The organism is Comamonas sp. UBA7528 (assembly GCF_002479375.1).
GTDB lineage: Bacteria > Pseudomonadota > Gammaproteobacteria > Burkholderiales > Burkholderiaceae_C > Comamonas.
On the sequence record NZ_DLMU01000005.1, the window covers coordinates 1 to 15,318 of the forward strand.

A 15,318-nucleotide genomic window follows, 5' to 3' on the forward strand; every position below is an offset into this window, starting at 1 on the left:
AGGCGGTGGCGGGGGTCACGCCGATGATGTCGCTGATACGGCGGGTGCTGTCGGTGATCTGCTGCATGGAATGTTCCGCCTGTTGCGCCACGGCACCCCCCCGCTCGGCCGCCTGGGCGGACGTGCTGGCCAGCTGGTTGGCCTGGCGGGCAGTTTCGGAAGATTGCGTCACGGTGGACGTCAGCTCTTCCATGCTGGCAGCGGTTTCTTCCAGGTTGGCGGCGGTCTGTTCGGTACGGGCCGACAGGTCCTGGTTGCCGGTGGCAATCTGGCTGGATGCAGCCGACACCGACTCCACCCCGCTGCGCACCTCGCCCACCACCGAGCGCAGGCGCACCGCCATGCGGTCCAGCGCGTTCAGCAAATGGCCGAATTCATCCGTGCGCTCCACCTTGGCCTGGACCATCAGGTCACCGTTGCCAATGGATTCCGCCACCGTCACCGCATGCTCCAGCGGCTGGGTGATGGTGTGGATGATCTTGCGCATGAGCAGCACCAGCAGCAGGGCCAGCAGCAACACCGCCACCACGCCCGTAATGGCCAGTATCTGCTGGTCGGCATTGGCCCGGGCAATGCCTTCATCACGCTGGCGCTCCTGGAGTGCCACAAAATCGTTCAGGCTGGCCGCGTATTTTTCGGCGGCCGGCAGGTAATCCTGGCGGGCAAAGTCGGTGCGGGCAGAGAAAGACTCGGACTGGCGCACGCTGTCCAGTTCCTTCATGACGGCAGCCACCTTGTCTGCCTCCTGGACCACGGCGGCCAACGCCTGGCGGTCCGCCTCGGTCTGCAGGCCCTGCTCCACCGCCTTGCGCGCATCGGCAATCATGGCGCGGCTGTCATTCAAACGCTGGTTGAACAGGTCCTCCACATGGGGTTCGCTGCTCGCGATGACGGCAGTGGCCGTCTCCAGGCTCTTGAGGATGGCGCCCTGCCAGCGTAAGGCTGCAGAGATATTGGTTTCATAACGCTGCACCGAGGTTACGGTGCTGTCCATCAGTGCATTGGCCTTGTACTGCAGCAGCCCCCCCGCACCCAGCACCAGCACCAGCAACGCCGCGATGGTAGCCCACAGTTTGTGGGAGACCCGCATATTCAAAACGCTCATCCAGACCCTCTTGCCTCATGTGAAGCACCATCCCAACGACAGTGCGATAGATGTGACACCCCCACGCTGCGGAGAACCGCAGCCCATGCAAGAGAAGCAACCTGGCAACCCTGACAAACTGCCTTAGGCCCATGGCTTTGCGACCCCGTCTTTCGTTCGGGTGTGCCGATGGAGTCAGATTTTAAAAACATTCAGTTGCACTTGTCCGCAATCCCAACAAACCCGCACAAAGCCCTTTTTTTGTCGATAAATGGACACAAAAAAAGCACCCGAAAGTGCTTTTTTTTGCAGATACGTAGAAAACGCGTCGCCCGGGGCGTCACTCTTCCACGAAGGCTTCTTCGCGCTTGTTCTTCACTGCGGGCAGCGTCACGATGATCAGCAGCAGCACAGCCAGAGCCAGCATCACGGCAGAGATGGGGCGGGTCACGAAGACCGACCAGTCACCACGCGACAGCAGCAGGGCGCGGCGCAGGTTTTCTTCCATCATCGGGCCCAGGATGAAGCCCAGCAGCAGCGGAGCAGGTTCGGTACCCAGCTTGTAGAACACATAGCCGATGAAACCGAAGATACCCACCATCCAGACGTCGAACTCGGAGTTCTTCGTGCCGTACACGCCCACTGCGCAGAACAGCACGATGGCAGGGAACAGCCAGCGGTAAGGCACGGACAGCAGCTTGATCCACATGCCGATCATCGGCAGGTTCAAGATGATCAGCATGGCGTTACCGATCCACATCGAGGCGATCAGGCCCCAGAACAGTTCGGGGTTGCTGGTCATCACCTGGGGGCCAGGCTGGATGTTGTGGATGGTCATGGCACCCACCATCAGCGCCATCACGGCGTTGGGGGGGATACCCAGGGTCAGCAGCGGAATGAACGAGGTCTGCGAACCGGCGTTGTTGGCCGACTCAGGCGCCGTCACGCCACGGATATTGCCTTGGCCGAAGGGTACTTCGCCCGGACGCAGCTTGGTCTTCTTTTCGATGGTGTACGAAGCGAAGGCCGAGAGCATGGCGCCGCCGCCAGGCAGGATACCCAGGGCCGAACCCAGCACCGTGCCACGGATCATGGCGGGCAGCATCAGCTTGAAGTCTTCCTTGGTGGGCATCAGGCCCTTGACCTTGGCAGTGAACACTTCGCGCTCGTCGTCGGGCTTGGACAGGTTGGCGATGATTTCACCGTAACCGAACACGCCCATGGCGATCACCACGAAGTCGATGCCGTCGGTCAGCTCGGGGATGTCAAAGCTGTAACGTGCCACGCCGGAGTTCACGTCGGTACCGATCATGCCGAACAGCAGACCCAGCACGATCATGCCCACAGCCTTCAGCAGGGAGCCGGAAGCCAGCACCACGGCGCCGATCAGGCCCAGGATCATCAGCGAGAAGTATTCAGCAGGGCCGAACTTGAAGGCGATTTCCGTCAGCGGAGGCGCAAAGGCAGCCAAGATGATGGTGCCCACGCAGCCTGCGAAGAACGAACCGATACCGGCAGCGGCCAGCGCAGGACCCGCACGCCCCTTGCGCGCCATCTGGTAGCCGTCGATCATCGTCACCACCGACGAAGACTCACCCGGCAAGTTCACCAAAATGGCAGTGGTCGAGCCACCGTACTGGGCGCCGTAGTAGATACCGGCCAGCATGATCAGCGCAGCCACGGGAGGCAGCGAATAGGTCGCGGGCAGCAGCATGGCGATGGTCGCCACAGGGCCCAGGCCCGGCAAGATACCGATCAGGGTACCCAGCACGCAACCGATCAGCGCGTACAACAGGTTCTGGGCGGTGAATGCAACGCCAAAACCAAGAGCTAAGTTGTCAAAGAGTTCCATGTTCTATCTCTCCCGCGATCAGCCGGTAATAAAGGTCGGCCACACCGGGAACTGCAGGTTCAACGCCCACACGAACACCACATAGCTGCCCACAGCCAGCACCAGCGCCAGGCCGATCACTTCCTTCAGATTGAAGGAGTAACCAGCGATACTGGCAATCAGCACCAAGGCAATGATGGCGACCATCAGACCCAGACCGGGGATCCCCAGTGCAGGCACGCCCACCAGCAGAATGCCGAAGGCAAAGTTGGCTGCCAAAATGAAGAACACCTGTTTCCAGGCCCACTTGCCAATCGGGTCCCCATCATCGGGGCCTTTGGCAGTGGCCTTGAAGGCGATGACCAGACCAATGAAGGCCAGGATCACACCCAGGATCAACGGAAAGTAGCCCGGGCCCATGCGCGCACCGGTGCCGATGTTGTATTCGGTGGCACCGATGGCAAAAGCGCCACCGACTGCCAAATACATCAGACCTGCAAAAAAGTCTTTTTGACTCTTGATTTTCACGAAAACGTCTCCTGCGAGGGATTAACGACCGGTGGATTCTGTAAGCAAAGCGTAGGTGATTTGATGTGGATTCCACCTACCAACGGCCTTGATTTCGCTGGCAACCACCCCATATCTCAGCGTTAACCCTTGGATACTTCATGTGAATCACGGGTTAACCCGCAAACACTGCACACTGCTTAGGTCTCGTGGGGGCGTGGGGTGACCATTTCCGGCAAGGAGGGGAACTGTCTGCATCCTCTGCCCCCTCTCCTCCCGTGCCACGCGCAACAGGCTCCTGCCGCGGTGTAGGCCTGGCGGCGCGCCATGTTTCTGGGGCGCCAGCCCCCAGCCCCGCCTGCCAACCCGACATGCGGAAGTGCCCGCAGGCGGGCCATGCGGGCACGTGTGGTCGAGCATTGCAGGCGACAGGGCCCTCAAAGGCGGCGTCGCAGACACCGGCACACGCCCGACAGAAAGCCTGGCCTGCCAGCGCTGTCAGACGTAGACGTCGACGCGTCCCGGGCTGGGGGGCTTCTGCGCTGTCGCAGTGTCCGCACCCTGCGCCGCAGCCTGCTTGCGCGCAGCCGCGTCCTGGGCCTGCTGCGCCTGCTGACGCTGCAGTGCCTCGATCTGTGCCTGCAGCGCCTGCAGCTGGACCTGCAGCAGGTCGGCCATGCGCTGCTTGCTTTCCGCATCCATGTCGCTGGTGGCCAGCTCTTTGAGCTTTTGCTGCGTGTCCTTGATCTGCTGCTGCAAACGCTGGATCTGGGCCCCCACGTTGGCGGACGACGAGGTGCTCACCGAGGAGCTGGAGGAAGAAATGGACAGGTTCATGCCCTGGTCATCGGCAGGTCGCCGGAAAACTTGAGCCCTTGTCCAGCCTGCGTCTCAGCCCCCGACCAGCGTCTCCTGGACCGGTTTGAGCACCTTGAGCCATTTGGTGGCCGGCAGATCCCAGCGCGCCTGCACCGCCTCGGCCCGGGATTGGAGCTGCTCGCGCGAAGGCCGGCTGGCCACGCGCTGGGCCAGCACCACCGTGTTGCCTTCGCGCGTGGGGCGAAAGGCCCACACGTTCTCCGCCCCGAACACGGCGCTGATCTTGTCCAGGCTGGCCTGGTAGCTGCTCATGCGACCGAACAGATTCACCGTCATGCAGCCTTCCGGCGTCAGGCTGTTGCGGCAATCGGCATAGAACGCCTCACTGTCCAGCACCGGCGCAGCAGCGTTGTGGTCGTACAGGTCCACCTGCAATGCATCGACCTTGCCCTGCCATTCGGGGCGGCGGATTTCCACCGCCGCATCGCCCAGCACCACATGCAGGCTGTCGCTGTCCGGCGGCAGCTTGAACCAGCTGCGGCAAATATTCACCACCTGGGGATTGAGCTCGATGGCCGTGGTCGGCATGCGCAGTTTCTTGTGGTGGAACTTGGTCAGCGCCGCCGCACCCAGGCCCAGCTGCAGCGCCTGGCGACTGGCCACGCTTTCGGGCGGCACAAACAGCAGCCAGGCCATCATGCGCTGCACGTATTCCAGATCGATCTCGAACGGCTCCTTGAGCTTCATCGATCCCTGCACCCAGGGCGTGCCCAGGTGCAGATAACGGGAGACGCCATCGTCCGAGACGCTCACTTCGGGCAGCTCGTTCACAGGGGCACTGGAGGCCGGTTTCTTGCGGGAAGCCACGTTTTTTCAATCCTTGTCCAACAATCCATGGGCGGCCATCACCTGCTGCCAGGCCTGCAGCTTGCGTTCCATGCTCCAGCTGGCATGGGCCGGGCTGGTGGAAGGCAACTGGTGCACTTGCAGGCCCAGACCATGCAGGGCGCGGGCATGCTTGGCGCTTTCGCCGCCGTTGTGCGCCACGGCCACCAGCTGCGGGCAGCGCTGCCTTAGCGCCGCAAAATCATTCACCTGCGGGTGGCGGATGGCGCTGTCCAGGCTGCCCTGGCGTTCGCAGCTGGCATACACATCCCACACGCCCAGGCCGCGCGCCAGCAGCCATTCGCAGCGGCCGGCGTAATCCGCGCGGTCCGGCTGCAGATGCTGCGGCCACAGCCGCTGCAAGATGGGCCAGAACTGGTTGCGCGGGTGACCGTAGTACTGCCGGGCCTGCAGCGAAGCCACACCCGGAAAACTGCCCAGCACCACCAGCCGTGTGTGCGCATCGGCCACCGGCGGCAGGCCCTGCAGGCGCTGGGCGGTGGAAGAAGCGGACACGGCGGCAGACGGCATGGCCGCGATTGTGCGGGCAATGCATGCCGCACGCCGGGGCGCGGTTATTGCCTTGGCCTGGGCCGATGCCAGCCCCGCGGCGCCTGTGGACTGCGGTCTGTGCCACAGGCTTGCATGGCGTGCGCCGCGCCAGCGCCTTCAGTCTGCGGCACAGGCAGGCAGGCCGCGCAGGGCTGCGCGCGCATTGGCGGTGGTGACCGCCTGCAGCACGGGCAGCGGCATCCCCCGCAGTCCGGCGATCTCCTGGGCGATGCGCGGCAACTCGGCGCTGGTGTTGCGCCCCTGGGGCTGGCCGGCGGCGCGCTGCTCGGCCGTGGTGTAGAGCCAGTGCGGCGGAATATCAGGGGCATCGGTTTCCAGCACGATGCTCTCCATGGGTAATGTGGCCGCCAGCTCACGCAGCTTGAGCGCACGGTCATAGGTGATGGCGCCACCAAATCCCAGTTTGAAGCCCAGATCGATGAAGGCCTGCGCCTGCTGGGCACTGCCATTGAAGGCATGGGCGATACCGCCCACCACGGGCGTGGCACGCAGGGTCTTGAGCAGGCGGTCGCTGCTTTTGCGCACATGCAGGATCACCGGCAGGCCAAAGGCGCGTGCCAGCTGGATTTGCTGTTCGTAGAACCAGATCTGCCGCTCGCGGTCCCGGCCGGGCACAAAGAAGTCCAGTCCGATCTCGCCCACCGCCACCAGCTGCGGATCACCCTGGCGCTCGGCCAGCACGCTGCGCAGCGCGGCGATGTCCGCTTCCTGCGCACGCGGCGTGTACAGCGGGTGGATGCCCAGGGCATAGCTGTCGCCATGGCGCTGGGCCAGGGCGATCGCGCCGCTCCAGTGGGCGCGCTCCACGGCGGGAATGACGATGTGCTCCACACCCCGCGCCCGGGCGGCGGCGCGCACGGCATCCCGGTCGGTGTCGAACTCCGGTGCATCAAGGTGGCAATGGGTGTCGATCCAGCAAGACATGGCCGTGATGATGCCACCGCCCATCCGGCGCGCTGCCGCCAACGGTTGCCGCCGGGGCACTTTATCCCCTGCATGGCCGGTTTTTTGCCGCATAAAAGCTACTGGGCATGCCCAGGCCCTTGCACACCGATCCGTACGCCTGCGGCATTGACAGCCCAAGCACCACCGGAAGCAGCCATGCCATTTTTTGATTGGAAACGCCGGCAGCAGCGGGAACTGGACGGGCAGTTGCAAGCCATCCACAAATCGCAGGCCGTGATCGAATTCGACCTGCAAGGCCAGATCCTCCAGGCCAACGACAACTTTCTGCGCTGTACCGGTTACACCCTGGCGGAAGTGCTGCACCAGCACCACCGCATGTTTGTGGAGCCTGCCTATGCGGCCAGCCCGGCCTATGCCGACTTTTGGCGCCGCCTGGCCCAGGGCGAGGCAGAAACCGGCCGCTACTGCCGGCTGGCCAAGGGCGGGCGCGAAGTCTGGCTGCAGGCCTGCTACAGCCCCATCTACGACGCCCACGGCAAACCCTACAAGGTGGTGAAGTACGCCACCGACATCACCCAGCAGCAGGAATGCGAAGCCGACGCACAGGGCCAGCTGGCGGCCATCTCCAAGGTGCAGGCCATCATCGAGTTTGCGCTGGACGGCACCATCCTGCACGCCAACGAGCTGTTCCTGCGAACCACGGGCTATGCGCTGTCCGAGATCGTCGGCAAGCACCACCGCATCTTCATGCCCCCTGGCGAGGCCCAAAGCCCGGCCTACCGTGCGTTCTGGGAACGCCTGGCGCAGGGCAAGCACGATGCCGGCCAGTACCAGCGCATGGGCAAGAACGGCCAGCCCATCTGGATCGAGGCCAGCTACAACCCCATCCTGGACGCCAATGGCCGACCGTTCAAGGTGGTGAAGTACGCGACCGACATCACCCGCAGCCACACCGCGGCCCTGACGCTGCGCACGGCGGTGCAGGAGCTGGGCCACAGTGCCGAGCACACCCACCAGGCCAACCAGCTGGCACAGAACGCCAGCGCGATCGCGGAAACCGGCGGCAGCACCATGCGCGACGTGGTGCAGACCATGGAGCAGATCCGCAACGGAGCGCTGCGCATCGCCGACATCATCGGCCTGATGGACGCCATCACTTTCCAGACCAATATCCTGGCGCTGAACGCCGCCGTGGAAGCCGCCCGCGCCGGCGAGCAGGGCCGGGGCTTTGCCGTGGTGGCCAGCGAAGTACGCTCCCTGGCCGGGCGCAGCGCCACGGCCGCCAAGGAAATCAAGCAGCTGATCCAGGCCTCCAATGCGCAGGTGGCACGGGGGGCGGAACTGGTACAGCGCGCCGGTGACACCATGGAAGGCATTGTCCAGGCCTCGCGCGAGGTCAGCAGCATCCTGGGCAATGTGGCCAGCCATGCCATCGCCCAGTCCGCGCAGTTGCGCAGCCTGAGCGACGCGCTCAGCAACCAGGAGCACCAGGACCGGCAGGTCGCCCCAAGCCCTGTGGCACAACTGCCCGCGCGGCCCATGGCCCGGCCGGCAAGCGGCGTGCTCAGAGCGGCGGACACGCCCCAGCTGACCGCAGCGTGACGACCAAGACGCGGCACGAGGTCGCAAGCCGCAGACAGCACACCGCGTACGACACGGCGGAACAACGGCGTACCGCGGGTGGTGTCAGCGGCGCTTACTGCAGCTGGCCTTGCACCAGGCGCACCACGCGGTCGCAGCGCGCGGCCAGCGTCTCGTCGTGGGTGACCAGCACAAATGCCGTGCCATGGCTGCGCGCCAGCTCCAGCATCAGGGCGAATACGCTGTCGGCGGTGGAACGGTCCAGGTTGCCGGTGGGCTCGTCCGCCAGCACGCACGCGGGCTGGGTGACCAGGGCGCGGGCAATGGCCACGCGCTGGCGCTCGCCACCGGACAGTTCGGCCGGGCGGTGCTCGAGCCGGGGCGACAACCCCACGGCCGCCAGCATCTGCGCGGCCTGCTCCATGGTCTGGGCCTTGTCCATGCGGCGGATGCGCAGCGGCATGCCCACATTCTCCTGTGCGGTGAACTCCGGCAGCAGGTGGTGGAACTGGTAGATGAAGCCCAGATGGCGGTTGCGCAGCGCGCCCTGCTTTTGCGGGCTGAGCTGGTGCAGTGGCTGGCCCATCAGTTGCACGCTGCCGGTGCTGGGTGCATCCAGCCCGCCCAGCAGGTGCAGCAGCGTGCTCTTGCCCGATCCCGAGGCCCCGACGATGGCGAGCGTCTCGCCGGCATGCACCGTCAGGTCCACACCGCGCAGCACATGTACATCCAGCTTGCCTTCGGTAAAACGCTTGCCCAGTCCACGGGCTTCCAACACGACTTGCTTATTCATAACGCAGGGCCTCCGCCGGGTTCACGCGGCTGGCCCGCCAGCTGGGGTAGATGGTGGCCACGAAGGCCAGGATCAGGGAGATGATGCCGATGGGCACGATGTCGCTGCTTTGCGGATCGCTGGGCATCTTGCTGATCAGGTAGATGTCCTTGGGCAGGAAACTGGCACCCAGCAAATGCTCGATGGCCGGCACGATAACGTCGATGTTCAGCGCCACCAGCAGGCCCAGTGCCAGGCCGCCAAAGGTTCCGATCACCCCCACCATGGCGCCTTGCACCATGAAAATGCCCATGATGGACGAGGGAGAGGCCCCCAGCGTGCGCAGGATGGCGATGTCGGCGCGCTTGTCGGTCACCGTCATCACCAGCGTGGACACCAGATTGAATGCCGCCACGGCCACGATCAGGGTCAGGATGATGAACATCATGCGTTTCTCCACCTGCACGGCAGCAAACCAGGTCTTGTTCTGCTGTGTCCAGTCCCGGATGAACAGGTGATCGGTCAAGGTGTTGACCAGCTCGCGCGCCACCGCGGGCGCAGCGTGCAGGTCCTTCAGCTTCAGGCGGATGCCGGTGGGCCCTTCCAGACGGAACAGGCGCTGTGCATCCTCGTAATGCAGCATGGCCATGGAAGAGTCGTATTCGTAGTGGCCGGAATCGAAGGTGCCCGACACGGTCATCTGCTTGAGGCGGGGCACCACGCCGGCCGGCGTGACCTGTCCGCCCGGCGCGATCAGCGTGACCACATCGCCCACGCGCACGCCCAGCGAGCGGGCCAGTTCCACCCCCAGCACCACATGGAAGCTGCCGGAGGTCAGCGTGGCCAGGACAGGCGCATTGTGCGTGGCCACATCGGTGACCTCGCCTTCGTGGGCCGGGTCAATGCCCCGCACCAGGGCACCCTTCATGTCCTCGCCGCGCGCGAGCAGCGCCTGGGCAGCGACAAAAGGCGCAGCCCCGACCACCGCCGGGTTAGCCTTGGCCTCGGCCATGGTGCGGTTCACATCGGGCAGCGCCGAACCATCGGGCGCGAAGATTTCGATGTGCGAGACCACGCTGAGCATGCGGTCGCGCACTTCTTTCTGAAAACCGTTCATCACGCTCAGCACAATGATCAGCGCCGCAACGCCAAGCGCGATGCCCAGCATGGACACGCCAGAGATGAACGAGATAAAACCGTTGCGCCGCGTGGCGCGGCCGGCGCGCGTGTAGCGCCAGCCCAAAGCCAGTTCATAGGGAAATTGCATGGTGGCCGCATTGTGGCATTGCCGGCACAAGCCCAGAACCGGGCCGGTCTTGGCAAGCTTGTGACGACCTGTGACGGCCCGTGCGCACCCATGCCGATCAGCCTCCGGCGGCTAGATCCAGCCCAGCGCGCCCAGCAAGGCGCCCGCGCCCAGCATCCACAACAGATGCACCCGCGTCTTCCACACCAGCAGCGTGGTGGTGGCGGCAATCAGCCAGGGCACCCAGCGGTGCAGGGCGCCGGTGTCGCGTGCCGCCAGGATCCAGCCCGTGGCCAGCACCAGCCCGACCACCAGCGGCACCATGCCCAGCCGGAAAGCCCGCACCGAGCGGCGATGGCGGTTCTGCCGCATCCAGCGCGTGCTGGTCCACACCAGGATGGAGCTGGGCAGCAGCATGCCCACCATGCAGGCCAGGCAGCCGCCCAGCGCTGCCAACCAGGTGATGGCGCCGCGGTCCGCGCCCACTGCATTCAGGCCAATGTTCCAGCCCAGCAGGGCCACGTACATGATGTTGGGGCCTGGGGCCGCCTGTGCGATCGAGATCGAGGTGGAAAACTGGTCGCCGGACAGCCAGCCTTTGCCATCCACCACATGGCGGTACATATCGGGCGCCGTGGCCATGGCCCCGCCCACCGACAGCAGCGACAAGGACAGAAAATAGGCCAGCAACTGCAGCCAGCCGGCGGCATCCAGCACCAGAGGGGTCAGTCCTGTCGTCATGCTGCGAGCTTTCTCCAGGTCAGCCAGCAGCCGGCGCCGCCCACCACCGGCAGCACCCACCACAGCGGCCACTGCAGCCACACCATCATGGCGAACGCCGCAGCGGCCAGCAGCCAGCCGCACCACAGCGCCAGCGGATGGCCCACCAGTCCGGCCGACAGCTTGATGCCCGTCCCCAGCACCAGCCCGGCCGCCACCGCCCCCATGCCGCGCAGCGCACCCGCCACCACCGGGTGGTCGGCCCACTGGATGTAGAGGCTGCCCAGCGCCAGCACCAGCACAGTGGGCGCCAGCAGCATGCCCGCAATGGCTGCCAGCGCGCCGCGCAGGCCAAAGTGGCGTTCACCGAACATGATGCAGAGGTTGACCACATTCGGGCCCGGAAACACCTGGGCCGCAGCCCAGTCCTGCAGAAATTCTTCCTGCGTCATCCAGCGGCGGCGTTCTACCATTTCACGCTGGATCACCGCCATCACGCCGCCAAAACCCTGCAGCGCCAGCAAGGAAAACGCCCAGAACATGGCGGCCGGCGACGCGGGTGCGCAAGGCGCCGCCGTGGCACTGGGGGAATCGGGCACGGGAGAGGTCATGGCAGGCAGCGCGGCGCAAGGCAATGAAGGGAGATCTGGATGCTACTGCCAGCGGCCTTGCGCTGCCGCCGCCCCTGAGACAGCCAGGGCACGCAATGGGCGATGCTGGCCCTGCACAAATCCTGGGACCAGCCCACTTGCCTGCTGTCCGGCCGCAGCCCCACCCGGTCGGGCACATACCGGCCCGGCAAAAGAAACCGTATTGCAAACGAATGGCGACACCAGCGCGCGGGCAGGGGAAAGCACTTTGGAAGGGAGAGGGAACCGCTCCAACACGACCGGCACGGCCGTCCGGAAGCAGGGGGATGCCGGTGCCGGTGCGGCGCGCCTGCGGCCCTTGGCTGACAATAGCGGCCATGTCCGTTCCCTCGCTTCCGTTTCCCCACACCGGCGTCGCCGCTGCCACCACCGGCCACCGCCAGGTGCTGATCCCCTATGCGGCCATGACCGGCGTGGACTGGCAACACCAGGGCCAGCCGCTGAAACTGCCCCAGCTGGACGCGGTGCTGGCCCGGCTGGCCGCCGCCGACACCCTGTCGGGCGATGAGGACGACCTCAGCCCCCCCCACGAGCGCATGGCCGCACTGTGGCGTGGCTGGGCCGACCTGGCAGCCACGCGCAACATCAGCCTGCCCTGGGCCGCACTGGCCGCCGCCAGCCGGCCCGACTGCGCCCAAGGCGGCACAGCCGGTGGCTCCTGGGCCTTCATGAGCCCCAGCCACTGGACTGCGGGCGCCGACCAGATCCGCATGGACAACCCCGCCGATCTGCAGCTGGACGAGACCGACTCCCGCGCCTTGCTGGCCCTGCTGTCGCCCTGGTTTGCCGAAGACGGCTTTCACCTGCACTACGAGCGCCCGGACCGCTGGCTGGTGCACGGGCCGGCATTGCAGGCGCTGCAATCGGCCGCACTGGACCGCGTGCTGCTGCGCGATGTGCGCCACTGGCAGCCCGATGCCGGACAGAACCGCACGCTGCAGCGCCTGCACAGCGAGGTGCAGATGCTGCTCTACACCCATGCCTTCAACGACCGGCGTGCCGAACGCCGCCAACTGCCCGTCAACGCCTTCTGGCTGTACGGCGCCGGCGCTCTGCCCGCTTCGCGCGCACCAGTCGCCAGCCCCAACCCGGAGGTCTGGGGGCAGCTGCGCGCGCCCGCGCTGACCGGCAGCCACGACAGCTGGTTGCAAGCCTGGGTGGACCTCGACGCAGGCCCCATGGCCGATCTGCTGCGCCATCTGCACAGCGGAGGCACTGCCACACTGGCGCTGTGCGGTGAACGCAGCGCACGCAGCTTCACCACGGCCCCCCGCAGCCTGGGCCAACGCATCCAGGGCATCTTCAAGCCCCAGCGCTTTGGCAGCTTTCGTGAAGCGCTATGAAAATTATTGCTAAAGAGATTCCCGAAGCCAGCGTGCAACAGCTGGTGGCCGCCGGTGTGCACCCGCTGTGGGCGCGCCTGTATGTGGCACGCGGCGTGTGCTCAGCCGACGAGCTGGACCCCGCCCTGGGCAAGCTGCTGCCGCCATCCACCCTGCTGGGCGTGGAGCAGGCTGCCCGCGTGTTGGCCGATGCCATTGCGCAGCAGCAGCACATGTGCATCGTGGCCGACTATGACTGCGACGGCGCCACCGCCTGCGCCGTGGCCGTGCGCGGCCTGCGCATGCTGGGCGCGCGCCAGGTCAGCTATGAGGTGCCGGACCGTGTGGTGGACGGTTATGGCCTGTCCGCCCCCATTGCCCGCCGCGTCAAGGACAAAGGTGCCGACGTGCTGGTGACCGTGGACAACGGCATCGGCAGCATCGACGGCGTGGCGGCCGCCACCGCCCTGGGTCTGACGGTGGTGGTGACCGACCACCACCTGCCGGGTGAGCAACTGCCCCAGCCCCACGCCATGGTCAATCCCAACCAGCCCGGCTGCGGCTTTGCCAGCAAGGCCCTGGCCGGTGTGGGCGTGATGTTCTACGTGTTGCTGGCCCTGCGCAGCGAGCTGCGGGCGCGCGGCGTCTTCGATGCCGGCAACCAGCCCAAGCTGGACACCTTGCTGCCCCTGGTGGCCCTGGGCACGGTGGCCGACGTGGTCAGGCTGGATGCCAACAACCGCCGTCTGGTGGCCCAGGGGCTGCAGCGCATCCGCAAAGGCCACATGCAGGCCGGCATCCGCGCCCTATACGAAGCGGCCGGCCGGGAGTTCCAGCAGGCGGCAACGTCCGACTTCGGCTTTGCGCTGGGCCCGCGCATCAACGCGGCAGGCCGTCTGGCGGACATGACCATCGGCATCGAATGCCTGACCACCGACAACTACGAGCACGCGCTGACACTGGCGCGCCAGCTCAACAGCATCAACCGTGAACGCCAGGAGATCGAAGGCGGCATGCGCCAGCAGGCCTTTGCCCTGGCCGACGAGCTGTTCGAGGACGGCATCCTGCCGCCACCGGCCGTGAGCGTGTTCGATCCGGACTTTCACGAAGGCGTGGTCGGCATCGTGGCCTCGCGCGTCAAGGACCGATTGCACCGACCCACGTTTGTGTTTGCCGCCAGCCAGGCCCCCGGCAAGGAGCACGAGCTCAAGGGCTCCGGCCGCTCCATCCCCGGCTTTCACCTGCGCGATGCGCTGGATCTGGTGGGCAAGCGCCACCCCGGCCTGCTGCTGCGCTTTGGCGGCCATGCCATGGCGGCCGGCTGCACCATTCCCGAAGAAGGGTTCGAAGCCTTCGAGCAGGCCTTTTCCCTGGTGGCCCAGGAATGGCTGGACGCCGCCACGCTGACGCGCTGCGTGGAAACCGATGGCCCGCTGCGCCCCGAATTCCGCCAGGCCGAGATGGTGGAACGCCTGAACCTCGACGTCTGGGGCCAGGGCTTTGCCCACCCCACGTTCAGCGAGGAAGTGGAAGTGGTCTCCCAGCGCCTGGTGGGCGAGAAGCATCTGAAGCTGCAGCTGCGCCACCAGGGCGATGTGGTGGACGGCATCTGGTTTGGCCGCACCGAGCCGGTGCCCGAGCGGGTGTACATGGCCTTCCGCCTGGACATCAACGAATGGCGCGGCGAGCGCAAGGTGCAGTTTCTGATAGAAGGCGCGGAGTGCTGAACACGGTCTGCACCCCGCCCTTCAGGCGGCCTGCTGCATCGCCCTTTTGCTGCTGATCGCCGGTCTATGAAAAAGCCCTGTGCAGACATCTGCACAGGGCTTTTTGTTTGAAGACCCGGCACAGCACGGTACATGCCCGTGCTCATGCCTGTTCCGTGGAGCGAATTAAAAGGTTTCCCAGTCGTCATCCGCCGTGGTGGCGGCCACCGTCTGTGGCCTGGACGGCAAGGCGGCAGCCGGCTTGACTGCCGCTGCCGCAGGGGGGGATGCCGGCGCCAGGGGCTTGCGCGGCGCCGCCACGCCACCGGATACGGACTTGGTCATAGGCGCAGAGGCCTTGCGCGATGCTGCCGTAGGGGCTGGCGCCAGGCGCGGCGCCGCAGCGCTGCGCACCAGGCCCTCCTGGCCCACGTTGAACACCGCCACCACCTGCTCCAGGCGCTGGGCCTGCTCGCGCATGGCCGTGGCTGCAGCCGTGGACTCCTCCACCAGCGCCGCGTTCTGCTGGGTCATCTGGTCCAGGTTGCCGATGGCACTGTTGACCTGGCCGATACCGTCACGCTGCTCCAGCGAGGCGGCTGTGATTTCGCCAATCAGATCGCTGACCCGGCGCACGCTCTGCACGATCTCATGCATGCTCTGACCGGCCTGCTCCACCTGCTGCGAGCCCGATTCCACATTGCTCACGCTGGTGG

At 65.8% G+C, this 15,318-nt stretch carries 15 protein-coding genes and 1 riboswitch; of the genes, 3 read left to right on the forward strand and 12 right to left on the reverse strand.

Translation table 11 applies throughout. The features are described from left to right. The 7 genes from B3349_RS05825 to B3349_RS05855 all read right to left on the reverse strand — a co-directional run. On the reverse strand, positions 1-1,105 hold a 1,105-nt coding region (locus tag B3349_RS05825; RefSeq protein ID WP_291587251.1), incomplete at its 3' end, for a methyl-accepting chemotaxis protein. A gap of 92 nt (positions 1,106-1,197) precedes the next feature. After that, positions 1,198-1,282, reverse strand: a riboswitch (cyclic di-GMP riboswitch). A gap of 142 nt (positions 1,283-1,424) precedes the next feature. Beyond that, entirely contained in the window at positions 1,425-2,936 is a 1,512-nt protein-coding gene (locus B3349_RS05830) for a tripartite tricarboxylate transporter permease (RefSeq protein WP_115594702.1), read from the reverse strand. 18 nt (positions 2,937-2,954) lie between these two features. Beyond that, positions 2,955-3,443 (reverse strand): tripartite tricarboxylate transporter TctB family protein, encoded by a 489-nt coding sequence (locus tag B3349_RS05835; protein ID WP_291587253.1) that lies wholly within the window; start codon positions 3,441-3,443, stop codon positions 2,955-2,957. A 477-nt stretch (positions 3,444-3,920) separates the two neighbouring features. Beyond that, positions 3,921-4,259 carry a FlxA-like family protein gene (locus B3349_RS05840; protein ID WP_291587255.1) on the reverse strand — a complete coding sequence of 113 codons (339 nt, stop codon included), beginning with the start codon at positions 4,257-4,259 and terminating at the stop codon, positions 3,921-3,923. Positions 4,260-4,313: 54 nt separating this feature from the next. Beyond that, positions 4,314-5,108: a class I SAM-dependent methyltransferase gene (locus B3349_RS05845; protein ID WP_291587257.1), complete on the reverse strand. Its 795-nt coding sequence runs from the start codon at positions 5,106-5,108 to the stop codon at positions 4,314-4,316. Positions 5,109-5,114: 6 nt separating this feature from the next. Then, a complete protein-coding gene (locus B3349_RS05850; RefSeq protein ID WP_291587259.1) occupies positions 5,115-5,657 on the reverse strand; it encodes a DNA-deoxyinosine glycosylase in 543 nt (180 codons plus the stop codon). A 138-nt stretch (positions 5,658-5,795) separates the two neighbouring features. Beyond that, complete coding sequence (locus B3349_RS05855) at positions 5,796-6,623, reverse strand: TatD family hydrolase (protein ID WP_291587261.1); 828 nt, start codon at positions 6,621-6,623, stop codon at positions 5,796-5,798. Between the two features lie 177 nt (positions 6,624-6,800). Here B3349_RS05855 and B3349_RS20630 point away from each other — a divergent pair, with 177 nt between their 5' ends. After that, positions 6,801-8,207 (forward strand): methyl-accepting chemotaxis protein, encoded by a 1,407-nt coding sequence (locus B3349_RS20630; RefSeq protein WP_349682181.1) that lies wholly within the window; start codon positions 6,801-6,803, stop codon positions 8,205-8,207. A gap of 94 nt (positions 8,208-8,301) precedes the next feature. On the opposite strand, the gene lolD is transcribed toward B3349_RS20630, so the two are convergent. The 4 genes from lolD to B3349_RS05885 form a co-directional block, all read right to left on the reverse strand. After that, complete coding sequence (gene lolD, locus B3349_RS05870) at positions 8,302-8,979, reverse strand: lipoprotein-releasing ABC transporter ATP-binding protein LolD (protein WP_291587263.1); 678 nt, start codon at positions 8,977-8,979, stop codon at positions 8,302-8,304. Continuing rightward, a complete protein-coding gene (locus B3349_RS05875; RefSeq protein ID WP_291587264.1) occupies positions 8,972-10,225 on the reverse strand; it encodes a lipoprotein-releasing ABC transporter permease subunit in 1,254 nt (417 codons plus the stop codon). The genes lolD and B3349_RS05875 overlap by 8 nt, the downstream gene beginning before the upstream one ends. 111 nt (positions 10,226-10,336) lie before the next feature. Then, positions 10,337-10,945, reverse strand: a complete 609-nt coding sequence (locus B3349_RS05880; RefSeq protein WP_291587267.1) for a chromate transporter — start codon at positions 10,943-10,945, stop codon at positions 10,337-10,339. Beyond that, positions 10,942-11,535, reverse strand: a complete 594-nt coding sequence (locus B3349_RS05885) for a chromate transporter (RefSeq protein ID WP_291587268.1) — start codon at positions 11,533-11,535, stop codon at positions 10,942-10,944. The genes B3349_RS05880 and B3349_RS05885 overlap by 4 nt, the downstream gene beginning before the upstream one ends. A 356-nt stretch (positions 11,536-11,891) precedes the next feature. On the opposite strand from B3349_RS05885, the gene B3349_RS05890 reads away from it, so the two are divergent. Further along, entirely contained in the window at positions 11,892-12,917 is a 1,026-nt protein-coding gene (locus B3349_RS05890) for a phosphoglycerate mutase (protein WP_291587270.1), read from the forward strand. Next, positions 12,914-14,623: a single-stranded-DNA-specific exonuclease RecJ gene (gene recJ / locus B3349_RS05895; RefSeq protein WP_291587271.1), complete on the forward strand. Its 1,710-nt coding sequence runs from the start codon at positions 12,914-12,916 to the stop codon at positions 14,621-14,623. The genes B3349_RS05890 and recJ overlap by 4 nt, the downstream gene beginning before the upstream one ends. 165 nt (positions 14,624-14,788) lie before the next feature. Here the strand turns inward: recJ and B3349_RS05900 are convergent. Beyond that, a partial coding sequence (locus tag B3349_RS05900; RefSeq protein ID WP_291587273.1) for a methyl-accepting chemotaxis protein occupies positions 14,789-15,318 on the reverse strand: 530 nt, incomplete at its 5' end.